The 17,383-nt window shown below is 68.1% G+C and carries 14 protein-coding genes; 7 read left to right on the top strand and 7 right to left on the bottom strand.

Annotated features, from left to right (window positions below):
- Positions 1–349: 349 nt before the first annotated feature.
- The 6 genes from biuH to atzF are packed head-to-tail and all read right to left on the bottom strand — an operon-like array spanning position 350 to position 6,409.
- Complete coding sequence (gene biuH, locus QFZ42_RS24085) at positions 350–1,048, bottom strand: biuret amidohydrolase (RefSeq protein WP_307703386.1); 699 nt, start codon at positions 1,046–1,048, stop codon at positions 350–352.
- Between the two features lie 5 nt (positions 1,049–1,053).
- Complete coding sequence (locus QFZ42_RS24090) at positions 1,054–1,977, bottom strand: ABC transporter permease (RefSeq protein WP_307703387.1); 924 nt, start codon at positions 1,975–1,977, stop codon at positions 1,054–1,056.
- Positions 1,974–3,077, bottom strand: coding sequence for an ABC transporter permease (locus tag QFZ42_RS24095; RefSeq protein ID WP_307703388.1), 1,104 nt, complete (start codon positions 3,075–3,077; stop codon positions 1,974–1,976). The genes QFZ42_RS24090 and QFZ42_RS24095 overlap by 4 nt, the downstream gene beginning before the upstream one ends.
- Before the next feature lie 19 nt (positions 3,078–3,096).
- Positions 3,097–4,215, bottom strand: a complete 1,119-nt coding sequence (locus QFZ42_RS24100) for a BMP family ABC transporter substrate-binding protein (protein WP_307703389.1) — start codon at positions 4,213–4,215, stop codon at positions 3,097–3,099.
- 48 nt (positions 4,216–4,263) lie between these two features.
- On the bottom strand, positions 4,264–4,644 hold the full coding sequence (gene hpxZ, locus QFZ42_RS24105) for an oxalurate catabolism protein HpxZ (RefSeq protein WP_307703390.1): 381 nt from the start codon (positions 4,642–4,644) through the stop codon (positions 4,264–4,266).
- A gap of 25 nt (positions 4,645–4,669) precedes the next feature.
- Complete coding sequence (gene atzF / locus QFZ42_RS24110) at positions 4,670–6,409, bottom strand: allophanate hydrolase (protein ID WP_307703391.1); 1,740 nt, start codon at positions 6,407–6,409, stop codon at positions 4,670–4,672.
- Positions 6,410–6,730: 321 nt separating this feature from the next.
- Between atzF and QFZ42_RS24115 the strand changes: the two genes are divergently transcribed.
- Positions 6,731–9,232 (top strand): YncE family protein, encoded by a 2,502-nt coding sequence (locus tag QFZ42_RS24115; protein ID WP_307703392.1) that lies wholly within the window; start codon positions 6,731–6,733, stop codon positions 9,230–9,232.
- A 46-nt stretch (positions 9,233–9,278) separates the two neighbouring features.
- Here QFZ42_RS24115 and QFZ42_RS24120 read toward each other — a convergent pair whose 3' ends face one another.
- On the bottom strand, positions 9,279–10,145 hold the full coding sequence (locus QFZ42_RS24120; RefSeq protein WP_307703393.1) for a M48 family metallopeptidase: 867 nt from the start codon (positions 10,143–10,145) through the stop codon (positions 9,279–9,281).
- Between the two features lie 58 nt (positions 10,146–10,203).
- Between QFZ42_RS24120 and QFZ42_RS24125 the strand changes: the two genes are divergently transcribed.
- The 6 genes from QFZ42_RS24125 to QFZ42_RS24150 all read left to right on the top strand — a co-directional run bounded on the left by QFZ42_RS24125 (position 10,204) and on the right by QFZ42_RS24150 (position 17,376).
- Positions 10,204–11,589, top strand: a complete 1,386-nt coding sequence (locus tag QFZ42_RS24125; RefSeq protein ID WP_373423365.1) for an AmpG family muropeptide MFS transporter — start codon at positions 10,204–10,206, stop codon at positions 11,587–11,589.
- A 126-nt stretch (positions 11,590–11,715) separates the two neighbouring features.
- Entirely contained in the window at positions 11,716–12,918 is a 1,203-nt protein-coding gene (locus QFZ42_RS24130) for a beta-ketoacyl-[acyl-carrier-protein] synthase family protein (protein WP_307703395.1), read from the top strand.
- Positions 12,915–13,748, top strand: coding sequence for a beta-ketoacyl synthase chain length factor (locus tag QFZ42_RS24135; protein ID WP_307703396.1), 834 nt, complete (start codon positions 12,915–12,917; stop codon positions 13,746–13,748). Before QFZ42_RS24130 ends, QFZ42_RS24135 begins: the two co-directional genes overlap by 4 nt.
- A gap of 6 nt (positions 13,749–13,754) precedes the next feature.
- Positions 13,755–15,461 (top strand): NAD(P)/FAD-dependent oxidoreductase, encoded by a 1,707-nt coding sequence (locus QFZ42_RS24140; RefSeq protein WP_307703397.1) that lies wholly within the window; start codon positions 13,755–13,757, stop codon positions 15,459–15,461.
- Positions 15,458–16,180, top strand: a complete 723-nt coding sequence (locus QFZ42_RS24145; protein WP_307703398.1) for a response regulator transcription factor — start codon at positions 15,458–15,460, stop codon at positions 16,178–16,180. Before QFZ42_RS24140 ends, QFZ42_RS24145 begins: the two co-directional genes overlap by 4 nt.
- The gene (locus QFZ42_RS24150; RefSeq protein ID WP_307703399.1) at positions 16,180–17,376 is read left to right on the top strand and encodes an ATP-binding protein; all 1,197 of its coding nucleotides are present in this window, start codon (positions 16,180–16,182) and stop codon (positions 17,374–17,376) included. Before QFZ42_RS24145 ends, QFZ42_RS24150 begins: the two co-directional genes overlap by 1 nt.
- The last annotated feature ends 7 nt before the right edge of the window (positions 17,377–17,383 follow it).

Consider the following 17,383-nt stretch of genomic DNA (forward strand, 5'->3'; position numbering starts at 1 on the left):
GATGATCGTGTTCGGGGCGCGTGCACAGGCCACCGGGTACTCCCCTCCGCGAATGTCCCCCGGGCTTCGCCCTCCTCCTTGATTTCGCTGCGGGGAGCACCCGATGCCCTGTGCACCGGGGCACGCTCCGGGTGTACCGCCGATCAACGATCGCTCTTTGCAACGCTCGCGCTGATGGGGTGCCTTGCGCAGCGAAATCAAGGGGGAGGCCGCAGGCCGCAGGCCGGAGGACATTCGCGGAGCAAGGTACCCCGTCGGCGGGAGCGCGCCATGAACAACCAACTCGACGAACAGACAAACAAGCATTCATCTCAGTTGCCCGACGCGCCTGGCGCAACACACGACAGCTTCATAGCGCCGCCAGCAAGGCCTGCGACGTGGCGTGCGCACCGAATACACCGCCCTGCATCGTGATCATCTTCAGCGCCGCAAGATGGTTGCCGTGGTCCGTCGCGGCCGTGCAGTCCGACAACAACAGGCATTCGAACCCGCGGTCGTTCGCATCGCGCATGGTGGTGTGCACGCACACGTCGGTGGTGATGCCCGCGAGGATGAGGTTCTCGATGCCGCACGTGCGCAGGATCAATTCCAGGTCGGTGGCATAGAACGAGCCCTTACCGGGCTTGTCGATCACCACCTCACCAGGGAGCGGCGCGAGCTCGGGAATGATCTCCCAGCCCGGCTCGCCGCGCACCAGGATGCGCCCGCACGGGCCGTCGTCGCCGATGCCCACGCCGTTGGCGCCAATCTGGCGCGATCGCCAGCGCTTGTTGGCGGGCAGGTCGGCCAGGTCGGGCCGGTGTCCTTCGCGCGTGTGGATGATGTGAAAGCCCAGCGGCCGCATCGCCGCAAGCGTGCGTGCGATCGGCTGGATCGGCGCCTGCACCAGCGAGAGGTCGTAGCCCATCACGTCGACGTACCCGCCCTTGCCGCAGAAGTCGATCTGCATGTCGATCACGATGAGCGCGGTGTTGTCGGGCCGCAATGCGCCGTTGCAGGGCCAAGCGTAAGGCTCGGCGTCAACGTGACGGCCAGCTGTTGTTGTCATGGCATTCAGCTCCTTGTCGATGAAAGTTCGCCGGGGCTGCCGACCGCCGCGCTGCCAGGTTTGCAGGTGAGCACCAGGATTGCCAGCGTGAGCACGTACGGCACGGTGTTGAACAGGTGGTAGCCCCAGCCCATGCCGATGGACTGCAGCGCGGGACCGATGGCGCCCGCACCGCCGAAGAGAAACGCCGCGCCCACACAGCGCAGCGGGCTCCAGCGCGCGAAGATCACGAGCGCGACGGCGATCAGGCCCTGGCCGCTCGAGATGCCTTCGTTCCAGCTGCCCGGATAGAACAGCGTGAGCGACGCGCCGCCGAGCCCGGCGATGAATCCGCCCGCCGTCGTCGCCGCAATGCGCAAGCCAGAGACGGAGTAGCCGAGCGCGCGCGTCGCCTGCGCCGAATCGCCCGCCATGCGCACCAGCAGGCCGGCGCGCGTGCGCGCAAAGCCCCACCAGAGCAGCACGGCCAATGCCACGCCGATCGGCACCAGCGCGTTGAGTTGCAGCGCCGAGCGAACCACGGCATCGTCGCTCCAGAAGCCGAGCGGAATCGCGGGAATCTGCGGCGCCTGCGGCTGGATCAGCGGCTTGCCCAGGTAGAACGCGAGCCCGGTGCCGAGCAGCATCAGAGCGATGCCGGTGGCCACGTCGTTCACGCGATCGAGCGAGCACAACAGGCCATGCAACAGCGCGAGCGCAGCCCCCGCCACCGCACCGATCAGCACGCCGAGCCATGCCGAACCGGTGAGATACGCGCCGCCGAAGGCTGCCATCGCCGAAAGCACCAGCACGCCTTCGAGCCCGAGGTTGATGCGGCCCGACTTTTCGGTGAGGCATTCGCCCAGGCTCACGAACAGGAAGGGCGCGCCCACGCGCAATGCGCCGCCGACGATGCCGGCCGCGAGTGCGATCCATTGGTCGGCGGTCATTGCGCAGCCTCCGCGGCATTCGCCTTGGGAGCGGCGCGGCCCGCGCCGAATTCCCCTCCGCGCGGAACGCGCGCGCGCAGTGCGTTCCAGTCGGCCATGCGCAAACCCTCGCTCGCGAGGATCAGCACGAAGGCAATGCCTTGCAGCACCAGCACCGAGGCATCGGGCAGACCGAGCCGGCGCTGCAGCAGGCTGCCGGCCGCACCGAAGCCGCCGAACAGGATCGCGACCGGCACGATGGCCACCGGGTTGTGCCGTGCGATGAACGAGACGAGGATGCCCGCGTAGCCATAGCCCGCGATCAGCGAGGCGTTGGCATTGGTGTGCACCGCCGCCACCTCGACCGCGCCCGCGAGCCCCGCGCAGGCGCCGCCGAGCCCGCAAGCCCCGAGGATGAGCCGCGTGGCCGGCAGGCCCACGAGCTGCGCGGTGCGCGGGTTGCCGCCCACCACGCGCACCGAGAAGCCCGACGCCGTCGCGCGCAGCCACCAGCCGAGCGCCAGGCAGGCCAGCACGCCGATCACGAAACCCCAATGCACGTCCGAGCCGCCGATGCCGCCGATCAGCAGCCCGTCGTTCAGCGCATGGGTGGACGGTTTGTTGAGGCTGGCCGGGTCGCGCAGCGGCCCTTCGACCAGGTGCTTGAAGATGCCGATCGCGATGTAGGCCAAGAGCAGGCTGCTGATGGTTTCGTTGATGCCGCGGTACTGGCGCAGCCAGCCCGCAAGCACGATCCACAGCGCGCCGGCGAGCGCACCGGCCATGCAGACCGCCGCCGTGCCCACGACATTGCCGGGCAGCGGCACCGCATGCGCGAGCGCCGCCGAGGCCAGGCCGCCGAGCACCAGCGCGCCCTCCCCGCCGATGACGATCAGCCCCGCACGCGCCGGCAGCGCCACGCACAGTGCGGTGAGCATCAATGGCGCGGCGCGCTGCAAGGTGTTCTGCCACGAGAACCAGTCGCCGAACGCGCCCTTGAAGAGGGTCGCCCAGACCTCCACCGGATCGATGCCGGCAAAGGCCACCAGCACGCCGAACAGCAGCAGCGCCGCCGCAATGGCGAACACCGGCAGGGCGAATTCCTTGAGCGCGTGGCGCATGGTGATGATGAACCTGGAATCAGGCCGAGCCGATCACACCTTCGACCAGGTAGTTCATCTTTTCCAGCTCCAGGTCGGTCTGCTTCAGCACCTTGCCGGCCGGCACCACGACCGCGCCCTTGTTGTCCTTGATGCCGTCCTTGAAGATGTCGAAGCTGCCCGCGATCATCTTCGCCTTGATGTCGTCGGCCTGCTTCTTCGCAGCGTCCGGCACCATCGGGCCGTAGGCCGACATCTTCACGTAGCCTTCCTTCAGGCCGCCGCGCAGGAAGTTGGGGTGCGGCTTGCCGGCTTGCGCGGCCTCGATCGCGGCCTTGTAGGCCGTGAGCCAGTTCCACTCGGCGCCGGTGAGGTACGCATTGGGCGCGAGCTTCGCCTGGCTTGCGTGGTAGCCGCAGACCATCTTGCCGCGCTTGGCCGCGGTCTCCACCACCACCTTGGGACCGTCGACGTGCATCGTGAACACGTCGCAGCCCTGGTCGGCCAGGCTGTTGGTAGCCTCGGCCTCTTTCACGGCCATGGACCAGTCGCCGGTGAAGATCACACTGCAGGTGATGTTCGGCTTGACCGAGCGCGCACCGAGCGTGAAGGCGTTGATGTTGCGCAGCACCTGCGGAATCGGCTTGGCCGCGACGAAGGCGATCTTGTTGCTCTTGGTCATGTGCGCCGCGATCACGCCGTTCAGGAACTGGCATTCGTCGATGTAGCCGAAGAAGCTGCCGGCGTTCTTCGGATGCTTGCCCTCGGTCCAGAGGCCGCCGCAGTGCGAGAAGCGTACGTCGGGGTTCTTGGGCGCAACCGCGAGGATGTGCGGATCGAAATAGCCGAACGAGGTGGGGAACAGCAGCTTGGCGCCGTCCTGCGAGATCATGCCGGCCATCGTCTTCTGCACCGCGGCGGTTTCGGGCACGTTCTCTTCTTCCACCACCTTGATGCCGGGCAGCTTCTTGATTTCGGCCGCGGCCATGGCGTGCGCCTGGTTGTAGCCGTAGTCGTCGCGCGCGCCGACGTAGATCACGCCGACGGTCAGCGGCTTGGGCTGTGCGCCGGCAAGCGCGCTCCAGCCTCCGAGGGTGCCGGCAGCGCCGAGTGCGGCCAGGGACTTGAGGGAATCGCGGCGATTGAATTGGCTGGTCATGACGTTCTTTCGGGGAGTTGAAGGAGGTGCAAAAAATGTGCCGCGCGATCAGGCCGGCATGCTCACGTGGGCCGCGACGACGCGCCAGCCCTTGGGGGTGCGTATCCAGGTCTGGCTCTGGCGCCCGACCTGGCTGCTGCCTTCGCGCCGGAACTCGACGTTGGCGGTCGCGAAGTCGCGGCCGTAGGTGGTAATGACAGTGCGCAGCAGCTCGCGCGGCGGGCTCTGCACCGGCAGCGAGGCGCGAAAGGCGCTGATGCCGGCATGGCCGTAGTGGTTCTCCGAGAAGCCGTAGCGCAGCGTGTGCGGGCTGTTCCAGAACAGCTCGTCGAGCACTGCGGGCTGATTGGTCACGAGCGCTTCTTCATAACGCGCGAACACGGCGCCGACTTCGGCGTGCACCTCGGGGATGTTGATCTCGAGGGTCATCGACGCACCTCGCGCTGGAAGAAGCTCATGAAGACTCCTTGATCGGTCGGGTTGAACTGGCTGCGGAAGAAGCGGCATCCGGCTGGGTGCGGCTCGCGAGGTAGGAACGCCAGCCGCCGTGGTGGCTCACGTCTTCGGCCTCGGCCAGGGCATGGCCTTCGCAGATGAAGCCATGCACCCAGCTGCCGTCGGCAAGCTCGACGCTACCGAGCCCCAGCGGAGGCGGGATCAAGGCCAGGAAGCTGCCGACCTGCGCAAGCGGAACCAACCACACTTCGAGGGCAATGGCGGTACCGCCGCCTGCGCTACGCTGCAGCCCCGGCTTGGGCGGCACGGTGCCGGGCAAGGCATGAAGCCGGTAGCGCGGCGCGGTGGTCGTGGCTCGCAGCAGCGTGGCGCCGCGCTCAGTGAGCTGGCTGTTGAGTGGCATGCCGGAAAGGTGCGCGCCGACGACGGCGATGGGCATGGTCCGCGCCGTGGTGCACAGGCCCGCAATCGAACGTGGCTCGGGCAGCGGCAAGCCGGTGGCGCCCTGCGGCAGGCCCGTGACGTGGTGATAGCGCTGGCCCAGATCGGCCAGCGCTAGGTCGCTGCCGCAGGGGGCGATCAGCGTGATGCCGAACGGCAGGCCGTCGGCGCGCAGCGAACTCGGCACCGAGATGGCGGCGTAGTCGAGCAGGTTGACGAAGTTGGTGTACGCGCCAAGGTTGCGGTTGAGCACAACCGGGTCGGCGCGCATCTGGTCGCGCGTGTAGTGCGTGGGCGCCGTGGGCACCAGCAGCACATCGATGCCGCGCCACATTGGCTCGACCTGTTGCGCGATACCGCGCAGCCTTGTCTGCGCGTCGAACACGTCGGCAGCGCTGTAGCCGCGCCCGCTCTCGAGAATGCCGCGCACCGGTTCGATCACCTGGGAGCCGTGCGCATCGAAGAACCCGCGCACCGCGGCATAGCGCTCGGCCACCAGTGCGCTTTCATAAAGCAGCGCGGCGGCCTCGGCCAGCGGGGCGAAGGGAATCGTCACGGGCGCGCCGCCGAGCGCGACAAGCCGCGCCTGTGCGTCGCGGAAGGCCCCTTCAGCGTCGGCATCGCCGAAGAAGCTCAGCGTATCGGGCACGCCGAAGCGGAATGCCGACGGAAAAGGGTCGCTTTGCAAGGCGAGTTCCCGCGAATAGGGGTCGCGCGCGTCGGGGCCCGCGGCCGCAAGAAGCACGTCGACAGCCAAACCGACCGTGCGCGCGAAGATCGACACGCAGTCCGCGCTCTGCGCCGCGGGCACCACGCCAAACGCACTCAGCAGCCCGCGCGAAGGCTTGATGCCGACGATGTTGTTGAGCCCGGCAGGCACGCGGCCCGAGCCGGCCGTGTCGGTGCCGAGGGCGAAGTCGACCTCACCCGTGGCCACCACGTAGGCCGAACCCGAACTGGAGCCGCCCGAAACATAGCGCGCGTCGAAGGCATTGGGCACTTCGCCATAGGGAGAGCGCGTGCCGTTCAGGCCGCAGGCGAACTGGTCGAGGTTGGTCTTGCCGAGCAGCGATGCACCGGCATCGAGCAGTTTCCGCACCACCGCCGCGTGCTCGGCGGGCCGGCGGTCGAAGGCTGGACAGCCAGCCGTGGTGGGCACGCCGGCCACATCGATGTTGTCCTTGACGGCGAAGCGCAGGCCGGCGAGCGGGCCGCCGCCGGCCGCGCCGGCTAGCGGCTGCGCGAAGCGCGCGATCCATGCCACGCCAGTCGCCGATTCATTGTGTTCATGCACCATCTTCAGGCATCCAAACTTGTGTACAAGTAGAGATGCAAGCGTCGTGCCAGCGATGGTCAGGCCGCCGCAGGCGCTCGCCGTGACATGCGAAGCTGCGATACTTGCGGCACAAGTATTGAGAATTAGCCACCATGCAGCGATGGCATCGCTGCATGGATTCGAGCGGGTGAGAAAACCGGGAGGAGGAGGAATATGGCGCTGAGATTCGCGGCCGTCGTCGGCCTTTGTTTGGCACTTGCCGCATGTGGCGGCGGAGGCGGAGGAGGTTCAGCTTTCCCTGGCGCAGTCAGCGCCGGTTCGGAAGCTCCCGCGCCGGCCGACATGGGCACCGCCCCGGCCGGCATCAGCTTTTCGCTGGCGGCGCTCGCCGGCAACCAGCGGCCCGGCACCAGCGTCAGCCACATGGTGAAGGTCGACGTCACTCATGCAGGCGGTTTCGATGGCCCGCTCTATCTGGCGGTGGACGATCCGCAGCAGATACTGACCCAGGGCAGTGGCCTCAGCCTGGTCCGCATCGACGCGTCGAGCTACGCCGCAGTCCTGAACACCTCGGCCAGTCTCGCACCGGGCAAGTACCAAGGGACGTTCCCCGCCTATCTCTGCAAGGATCCGGCCTGTGCCGGACGCTACGCGAGCTCACGGGTTTCCCTGCCCTACCTTGTCAACGTCACGCCCAACCCGCTGACGGCCTTCACGTGGATGAGCACCCGCGCGACCGCTCACGTGGGCGCAGCCGATCCGTCCGGGGTCGACGTGCAAATCAGTGGGCCCGCAGGCGGCTGGAAGGCCAGCACCAGCAGCAGGTGGCTCCAACTCACCCCTTCGGAAGGCACGCTGCCCGCCACCCTCAGGGCGCGGTTCGCCATCCAGGGCATGGCTGCCGGGATCTATCAGGACCAGCTGGTCGTGCGGTCGGCGGATGGCCAGGAGGCCCGGGTCGGGTTCACGCTGGAACTGCTGCCCACGCAGTTCCGGGTCAGCACCGCGGCTTTCTCGTTCACCGGCGTCAATGGCGCAACCATCCCGCCGCAGACGCTGACATTCGATCTGGACAACGGTGTATCCGCGAGCTGGACGGCCAACACCGCTGCGCCATGGCTACTCCTCGCGCCAGGGTCGGGCATCACACCGGGCTTGCTGACCGCGCGGGTCGACGCGAGCAAGTCCAGCCTGGCCTCGGGCGCTCACGCCACGAGCATCGAGCTTGCCTCGGCCGGGTACCCGAGCAAGACCGTGAACGCCGCGCTCACGCTCGCGAAGCCGACCTTTTCGGCGCCGTCCACCACCGTCACGCTCGGTGGCCCCAAAGGTCGCGACGAGGTCGCGCAGTCGGTCTCGGTGAGCCTGAACACCGGCGCCAACAAGTGGCCCTGGACCCTGTCTGCGCCGCTCATCACGTGGGCCACCGTGTCGCCCACGTCCGGCAGCGTCGACGCGAGCGGCACGCCGCTGAGCTTCTCGCCGGTCGTGAGCGCCGCCGCGCCCGGCACCCATTCCGGCGTTGCGACGGTCTCGGCCAAGGTCAACGGCGACACGGTCTCGCTGCCGTTGACGGTGGTCCTGAACCGGGACAAGCGGCAGCTTCTTTCTTCTGAATGGGGCATCGGCTTCGCCAGCACGCCGGCAGGATCGGTGCTCACCAGAACCCTTCGGGTCACCGACAACTTCGAAGGTGCCCTGCCATGGACCGCCACCTCCAGTGCGCCATGGCTCTCGGTGACGAGCGGCGGCACGACCGGCACCGGACCGGATCTGGTGCTCGTCGCCAATCCGGTGCTGGCAGCGACTGGCGCACTCAGCCATGCGACGGTCACGCTGAAAACCTCGAATCCCGGCGTTGCGGACGCGATCATCCATGTCGGCCTGTGGCGTTCCAGCGAGGGTCTGAGCGCGCTGACGACGCTACCCACGGACTACGTGAACGCCGTCGCCGACACGATTCGGCCCTACGTCTACGCACACAACGGTGGCAGCTCGATCGACATCTACAACGCCCATCTCGGCACGAAGATCGGCACCATCGCGAACGCGGGGACCACGCTGGCGGAGATGGCCATCGCACCCGATGGAAGCAAGCTCTACGCAGTGGACACCGGCAGCAAGGCCATTGTCGTTGTCGATCTGGCGACCGCGTCGAAGACCGACGCCTGGCCGCTGCAAGGGAGCACTTATTCGAGCCTGAGCCTGCTGGCGATCCGCACCAATGGCAAGGACATCGTTCTTGTCGGTGACGGCGGCGCCTACGCGGATGGCCGGAGGATTGCCACGCTGTCGCCGAGCGGTTTTGGCAACGTGGTGTACGCAGCATCGTCCGACGGCCGAAGGCTCTTCTCCCACGACCGAGGCCTCAGCCCCTCCGGCGTGCAGGCGCTCGACCTCGACTATTCGGCCATGGGGGGCGGGACCCTGATGGCAAAAGCCACCGCAGGGGCCAGCTTCATCAACGGCAGCAGCAACGGACGGGGCATTGCGGTGAACGCCGACGCGACGGCGCTCTATATCGCGTCGGGTGCGCCGTATCTTTGCTCCTCCGTGAATCCCGTCAACTTGGCCTTCATTGCGAGCCTTCCGGGCGGAGATGCCTACCCCAACAATGTCAAGGTCACGCGGGACGGCCGTGCGATCTGCGGCATCAGCGGCTTGTACTCGAGCGCCGACGTCTGGGTCCACGCGCCCGATGGAAGCCTGTTGAAGTCCTTCAAGTTCGCAGGCTACGCGAGAAACCTCCTCGAGCGCCAGCTCGTGGTGACGCCCGATGGAATGACTGCCGTCGGTCTGACGAGCGACCCTCGGATGGCGTTCATTCCGCTCGGTGCCCCGTGATTGCCCGGCACCCGCGCACGCGGGTGCCGCCTTCCACAAGGAACGGTCAGCTGCCGCGCCGGGCTTCCCGGTAAAGCTTCTCCACCTTCGGCAGGTTGGCTTCGAGCTTCTGGATGCGGTCCGGCCCGCTCGGGTGGGTGGAAAGAAAACTCAGCCCGCCCTGGTTCTTCGACGCCGTGGCCATCTTCTTCCAGAGCGACACCGAGGCTTGCGGGTCGTAGCCCGCCCGCGCCGCGAGTTCCAGGCCGACGAGATCGGCCTCCGTTTCATCGCCACGGCTGAATTTGAGGGTGAGCAGCTGCGTGCCGGCGCGGGCTGCCAGATCGCCCATCTGGCCCAGGCCCAGGAGCTGCGCGCCAATGGAGAGCGCGGCCCCCGTGCCCGCGCTCTTGGCCAAACGAGCGCGCGCATGCTCGCGCAGCGCATGGGCCATCTCGTGCCCCATCACCATCGCGACTTCGTCGTCGCTGAGCTTGAGCTGCTCGAGGATGCCGGTGAAAAAAGCGATCTTGCCGCCCGGCATGCAGAAGGCATTGATCTGCTTGCTGCCGATCAGGTTGACCTCCCACTTCCACTCGCGCGCCCGGGTGTTCCAGGGCGTGGCGAAGGGAATCAGGCGGTTGGCGATGGTGCGCAGCCGCTGCAGCTGGGCGTTGCCGTCGCCCGCGAGCGCACCCTTGGCGCGCGCCTGCTGGAGCAGTTGTCCGTACTGCTGAACGCCGGCCGCCTCGATCCGGTCGGCCGGCACCAGGTTGCGCGCCACGGATGCGTTGCCCACGTTGACCTGCGCCAGCGCCGGGCCGGCCAGCGCCGCTCCGGTCGCCGCAAGCAGGAAGGCTCGCCGCGGCTGCCAGGCCGGGGAGCGGGACGGCGAAGCGGCGGAAGGAAGAAGGAGCTCGCATCGTGTGCACATGCGCGGATCATAGGAACAATTGCCGACAAAAAGACGGCTCGGCGCATGCCGCGCCCTCATGGACAATCCGGGGTTCATGTCTGCCCAGCCCGCCGAAACCCCCACCGCCTCTTCCCTGCCCTGGCGCGACGCGCTGAAGGTCTATCTCGAGCCCGCCACCCTGCGCATGCTGGCGCTCGGCTTTTCGGCCGGCCTGCCGCTGCTGCTGGTGCTGGGCACGTTGAGCTTCCGGCTGCGCGAGGCGGGCATCGACCGCACCACCATCGGCTACCTGAGCTGGGTCGGCCTGGCCTACGGCTTCAAGTGGGTCTGGGCGCCGCTGGTCGACCGGCTGCCGCTGCCGCCGCTGACCACGCTGCTCGGGCGCCGGCGCGGCTGGCTGCTGCTGGCGCAGGGGCTGGTGATCGCGGGGCTGATCGGCATGGCGCTCAACGACCCACGCCAAGGTCTCGTGCCGCTGATCTGGTGCGCGCTGCTCGTGGCTTTCGGTTCGGCCACGCAAGACATCGCGCTCGACGCCTTCCGCATCGAGTCGGCCGAAACCCGCAAGCAGGCCGCGCTCGCGGCCGCTTATCAAACGGGCTATCGCCTCGCGATGATCTGGGCCGGCGCGGGCGTGCTGTGGGTTGCGGCCTGGGCCGAGGTGGCGCCGGTGGCCGGTGTCACAGGCGCGGCGGCGTACCAGAACGCGGCCTGGAAAACAGCGTACCTGGTGATGGCCGCGTCGATGGCGGTGGGCGTGCTCACGGTGCTGCTCTCGCCCGAGCCCGTGCGCCGCGCGCTGCCCAAGGCAAGGAACGCGGCCGAGTGGCTGCAAAGCGTGCTCATCGAGCCCTTTGCCGACTTCATCCGCCGCTACAAGTGGCAGGCCGCGCTGATCCTCTCGCTGATTGCCATCTACCGCATCAGCGACGTGGTGATGGGCATCATGGCCAATCCGTTCTATGTGGACATGGGCTTCACGAAGGACGAGGTGGCCACGGTCAGCAAGATCTACGGCGTGGTCATGACGCTGGTCGGCGCCTTTGTCGGCGGCGTGCTGTCGATGCGACTGGGCGTGATGCGCGTGCTGATGCTGGGCGCGGTGCTCAGCGCCGCGAGCAACCTGCTCTTTGCCTGGCTGGCCTCGCGCGGGCACGACCTCACGGCGCTGATTGCGGTGGTGTCGGCCGACAACCTCGCCGGCGGCATCGCCTCGGCGGCGTTCATTGCCTACCTGTCGAGCCTGACGAACATCAGTTATTCCGCCACGCAGTACGCCCTGTTCAGCTCGCTGATGCTGCTGCTGCCGAAGTTCATTGCGGGCTACTCGGGCGTTTTTGTCGACGCTTACGGCTACGCGCAATTCTTTACCGCCACGGCCCTCCTCGGGGTGCCGGTGCTGCTGCTGGTGGGGCTGGCCGCCCGGATCACCACGACCACAAGTCCCTCAGACCGTCAATAGAGCACGGGCCCCATAGGAAAACAGCTGACGCTGCACGGCCCGCGCAACTGGTAGGCTGTCACTTTCCGGTTACCTCTCGCTTCGCTTCCCAGCGTTTTTACTTTCGCCCGCAACCCACAAGCAAACGTGCCGCCCCGCATTTCTCCCCTTCAGATCAGCGCCTTCACGGCCACGTCGGCCGTCGGTGTCGGCAAGGAGCCGCTCGCCGAGGCGCTCGCGCAGTCGCGCAGCGGTTTGCGCGCCAACGATTTCGGCGATGCGCCGCTGCCCACCTGGATCGGCCGGGTCGACGGGATCGAAGACATTCGCCTGCCCGAGGACCTCGCCTCCTGGGACTGCCGCAACAACCGGCTCGCCTGGCTCGGCCTGCATGCCGACGGGTTTCCCGAGGCCGTGGCGGCCGCGCGGGCCAAGTACGGGCCCTCGCGCATCGCACTCATCCTGGGCACCTCGACCTCGAGCATCGGCGAAACCGAACTGGCCTATACCCAACTCGACGCCGACGGGCTTTTTCCCGTGAACCAGCGGCGCCCCGCGGTGCACACGCCCCATTCGCTGGCCATGTTCGTGCAGCAGGTGCTAGGTCTCACCGGCCCCAGCGAGACGATATCCACCGCCTGCTCGTCGAGCGCGAAGGTGTTCGCTTCGGCCGAGCGGCTGATCCGCCTCGGGCTGGCTGACGCCGCCGTGGTGGGCGGGGTCGACACGCTGTGCGGCAGCGTGCTGTTCGGCTTCAATTCGCTCGAACTGGTGTCGAGCGAACCCTGCCGGCCTTTCGACGCGAGCCGCAAGGGCATCAGCCTCGGCGAGGCGGCCGGCTTCGCGCTGTTGGAGCGCGTGCAGGACGATGCCGCGTCGCCGCTGCGGCTGCTCGGCTATGGCGAAGCCAGCGATGCGCACCACATGTCGACGCCGCACCCGGAAGGCCTGGGCGCCGAACGCGCGCTCGACGAGGCGCTGGCGCGCGCGGGCCTGGCGCCCGATGCCATCGACTACATCAACATGCACGGCACGGCGAGCCAGAAGAACGACGAGGTCGAAGGCGCGCTGGTGGCGCGCCGCTTTCCGGCCACCACCCACGCCAGCTCGACCAAGGGTTTCATGGGCCACACGCTGGGCGCGGCGGGCATCGTCGAATCGGTGATCAGCCTGCTCGCCATCGAACGCGGCCTGATGCCGGGCACCGTGAACACGAACGAACTCGACACGGGCTTCGGCCCGCAGATCAAGCTGCAGCCCGCGCATGGCGAGGTCCGCTACGCGCTGACCAACTCCTTCGGCTTCGGCGGCAACAACTGCTCGCTGGTGTTCGGCAAAGCCACCGCATGAAGCACGCTCCCACGCCCCCGACCCTCTATATCGAAGGCCCGGCCTTCTGGACGCCCACCCTGCCCGGCTGGGACGCCGCCCGCGCGGCTTTCCGCGGCGAAGGCACGCTGACCGATCCGCCCGCCAAGCGGCCGTCACCGCAGGTGCTGGCACCGGCCGAGCGCCGCCGCGCACCCGACACGGTGGCCCTCGCGCTCGAGGTGGCCGCCGCATCGATGGCGGGCTCGGGCCGCAATGCGGCCGACGTGCCCTGCGTGTTCGTCTCGGCGCACGGCGATCTTTCGATCAACGACTACATGTGCAGCACGCTCGCGACCGACCCGACGGTGCTGTCGCCCACGCGCTTTCACAACTCGGTGCACAACGCGGCTGTGGGCTACTGGACCATCGGCACCGGCTGCATGGCCGCCAGCAACTCGGTTTCGGCCTACGAGAACAGCTTTGCCGCCGGCTTGCTCGAAGCCGCGGTGCAGTGCGCGGCCGATCACTCGCCGGTGCTGCTGGTGGGCTACGACACCCCCACCGTGGGCGCGCTGACCTCGGTGACCGACAGCCAGGGCCTCCTGGCCGTGGCGCTGGTGATAGCGCCCGAGCGCACCGAGCGCACCGTGGCGTCCTTCGACTGGTCGACGGAGAGCGGCAACGGCAGCGTGCCGGCGCCGCTGTCCGACGCCGCGAAGACGCTGGCGCACATCAACCCGATGGCGCATGCGCTCGGCCTGTTCGAGTCGCTGGCGCGCTTGGCGGACGGCGACCTGCCCGCGCCCCTGGACCTGCCGCTTTCTTCCACCCTGGCGCTGCGGCTGCAACTGCGGCAGGTCCGGGACTGAAGCTCCATGACCGGCACTGCGCAACGATGTGACGCAGTGATCATGGGCGGCGGGCTCGCGGGCCTCACGCTGGCGCTGCAGCTCAAGCAGCGCTTTCAAGACATCGACGTGCTGGTGCTGGAACGGCGCAAGCACCCGGTGCCGCACGCGGCCCACAAGGTGGGCGAGTCGTCGGTCGAGATCGGCGCGCACTACTTCGACACGGTGCTCGGCCTCCAGCCGCACATGGACGGCGCGCAGCTGCGCAAGTTCGGTTTCCGCTTTTTCTTCAGCGAGGGCCGACGCGATATCGACCAGGTCACCGAGATCGGCGCCAGCCGCTACCTCGCGGTGCCCAGCTACCAGATCGACCGGGGCATCTTCGAGAACTATCTTGCCCAGGAAGCCGTTCGGCGCGGAGTGCGCTTCGAGGACGCCGCGCTGGTGCGGCGCGTCGAACTGGCCGAAGACGCCGGCGCGCCGCATCGCCTCGAATGGTCGCGCGACGATGAGACGCACAGCGCCGAAGCGCGCTGGATCATCGATGCCTGCGGCCGCGCCGGCCTGCTCAAGCGCAAGCTCGGCCTCGCCGAGGCCAATGCGCACGACGTCAACGCCGTGTGGTTCCGCATCGGCGAGCGCATCGCCATCGACGACTGGAGCGACAACGCCGACTGGCAGGCGCGCTGCGATCCCCGCGCGCGCTGGCTTTCGACCAACCACCTGGTGGGCGCGGGCTACTGGGCCTGGCTGATTCCGCTGGCTTCGGGTTCGCACTCGGTGGGCATCGTGGCCGACCCGAAGCTGCATCCGCTCGACACCTTCGACACTTTCGAAAAGGCGATGCAGTGGTTCGCCACCTACCAGCCGCGGTTGTACGAAGCGCTCGACGGCAAGCGGCATCTGCTGCAGGACTTCGCGTTCCTCAGGCACTTCTCGCACGGCTGCAAGCAGGTGTTTTCGGGCCGGCGCTGGGCGCTGACGGGCGAGGCCGGGCTGTTCCTCGACCCGTTCTATTCGCCGGGCAGCGACTTCATCGCGATGAGCAACACCTACATCACCGACCTGGTGGCGCACGACCGCGCGGGCCGCTCGCTCGAAGCCCGCGCGCAGCTCTACGACCAGATCTATCACTCGTTCTACGAGAGCACGCTGGCGCTCTACCAGGACCAGTACCCGCTCTTCGGCGACCCCGAGGTGCTGCCGGTGAAGGTGATCTGGGACTACGCCTACTACTGGGGCGTGCTGTCGCAGATCTTCTTCCAGCAGCGGCTCACCGATTTGATGCTGCTCGGCAGCCTGAAGGAAGAGCTGCAGCATTGCCAGCGCCTGAACCTCGCGGTGCAGCAGCTGCTGCGCGCCTGGTCCGCCGTAAGCGCCAGGCGCAACGCCGCGGTCCTGCTCGACCAGGCCGCGATGCCGTGGTTCGCCGAACTCAACCGCAGCCTCAAAGACCCGCGGCTGGACGATGCCGCGTTCAAGGCGCGCATCCGGGCCTCGACAGCCCAGCTGCGGCAGCTCGCCAGTGAGATCCTCGCTCGGGCGCAGGCGGACCATGCAGACCTGAGCGGCTGCACCCTTCCCTCCATTCTTGAGGAAAGCATGACGCCACCCGCCGCCAGCGTGCCAGGCGGCGCTATGCTTTTCGCAGCAATTCCGGATGACAGCCGGAACCCGCGTTTACCCAACTTTACGGAGCGTTCAAGCCCCGTTGCCTCCCGTGGACGACCATGAAGCGCATGAGCACCCCCCAACTCCTGATGATCGAAGACGACGCCCGCCTGGCGCAGATGGTGGGCGAATACCTGACGCAGTCGGGTTTTCTCTTCACGCATGCCGGCGATGGCGCCAGCGGCCTCGAGCAGCTGCAGCAGCATGCACCCGACCTGGTGATCCTCGACCTGATGCTGCCCGACACCGACGGCCTTGAAATCTGCCGCCGCATCCGCTCGCTGCCCGCGCCGGCCTCGAAGGTGTCGGTGCTCATGCTCACCGCCAAGGGTGACCCGATGGACCGCATCATCGGCCTGGAGATCGGCGCCGACGACTACCTGCCCAAGCCTTTCGAGCCGCGCGAGCTGCTGGCGCGCATCCGCGCGGTGCTGCGCCGGCGCAGCGAGAACAGTGCCGACACCGAGGCCAGCACCGTGATGCGCTTCGGCACGCTCGAGATCGACCGCAACGCGCGCACCGTGTCGGTGGGCGGCGCGCTGGCCGACCTCACTTCCTACCAGTTCGACCTGCTGGTGGCCATGGCCGAGCGCGCGGGCCGCGTGCTCACGCGCGACCAGATCATGGAAGCCGTGCGCGGCCGCGAGCTCGAGGCCTTCGACCGCTCAATCGACGTGCACATGGGCCGCATTCGCGCCGCCATCGAGGTCGACGCCAAAAACCCGAAGCGCATCCTGACCGTGCGCGGCGTAGGTTACGTCTTCGCCAAGCAGCAAGACTGATGCTGCGCAGCCTGTACTCCCGCCACCTCTACGTCCGCATCTGGCTCGCGGTGGTGGGCGGCGTCGTCATCCTCACGCTGATGGCCAACTGGATCGTGCGCGAAGCGGCCGAAGCCGAGCGCGAACGCCTGGCGCCGGTGCCGCGCAACGTGGTGGTGCTCGATGCGCAGGACCGCACCATCGGCTCCGGCACCGCGTTGCGTGTGCCGGGCCAGGGGCTGGAATTCGACGTGACGCTGAGCGACGGCAAGGCCATCACGCTGCGCGTGGCGCCGCGCGAGCGGCCCTCGGGCACGGGAGGTTTCGCGCCCTGGCGCACGCCTTTCGGGCTGGGCTGGATGATCGCGCTCGTGGGCATTGCGGTGGCCCTGGGCGTGTACCCCATCGTGCGGCGGCTCACCCAGCGGCTGGAGGCCCTGCAGCGGGGCGTGCAGCGCTGGGGGGACGGCGATCTCTCGGTGCGCGTGACCGAAGAAGGGCAGGACGAAGTGGCTGATCTCTCCAAGCGTTTCAACGCCTCCGCCGAACGCATCGAAAAGCTGGTGCGCTCGCACAAATCGCTGCTGGCCAATGCATCGCACGAGCTGCGCTCGCCGCTCACCCGCATCCGCATGGGCCTGGAACTGATGGGCGAGCACCCGAGCCCCGCGGCGCGCGACGAGATCTCGCGCAACATCGGCGAGCTCGACCAGCTCATCGACGAGATTCTGCTGGCCAGCCGGCTCGACGCCAGCGAGGCCGACGTGGGCACCATCGAGGCGGTCGACCTGACCGGGCTTGCGGCCGAGGAGTGTTCGCAGGTGAATGCCGAGCTCGACCTGGAGGAAGGCACCGACAACGCGAAGCTCACGGTGCCCGGCGTGTCGCGCCTGCTGCGCCGCGCCATCCGCAATCTGCTCGAGAACGCCCGCCGGTATGGCGCAGGCGAAATTTCGGTCGAACTGGGCAGTGCCGACGGCTTCGCCACCGTGCGCGTGAACGACCGCGGACCCGGCGTGCCGACCGCCTTGCGCGATCGCATCTTCGAGCCCTTCTACCGGCTGCCCGGCGCCAGCGAACGCAACGGCGGCGTCGGCCTGGGGCTGGCACTGGTGAAGTCGATTGCCGAGCGCCACGGCGGCAGCGTGCGCTGCGAAGAACGGCCCGGCGGCGGCGCGAGCTTCGTCATTCGCCTACCCACGGCCAATCACAGCTGACGGGGGC

It is taken from the genome of Variovorax paradoxus, from assembly GCF_030815855.1.
Lineage (GTDB): Bacteria > Pseudomonadota > Gammaproteobacteria > Burkholderiales > Burkholderiaceae_C > Variovorax > Variovorax paradoxus_M.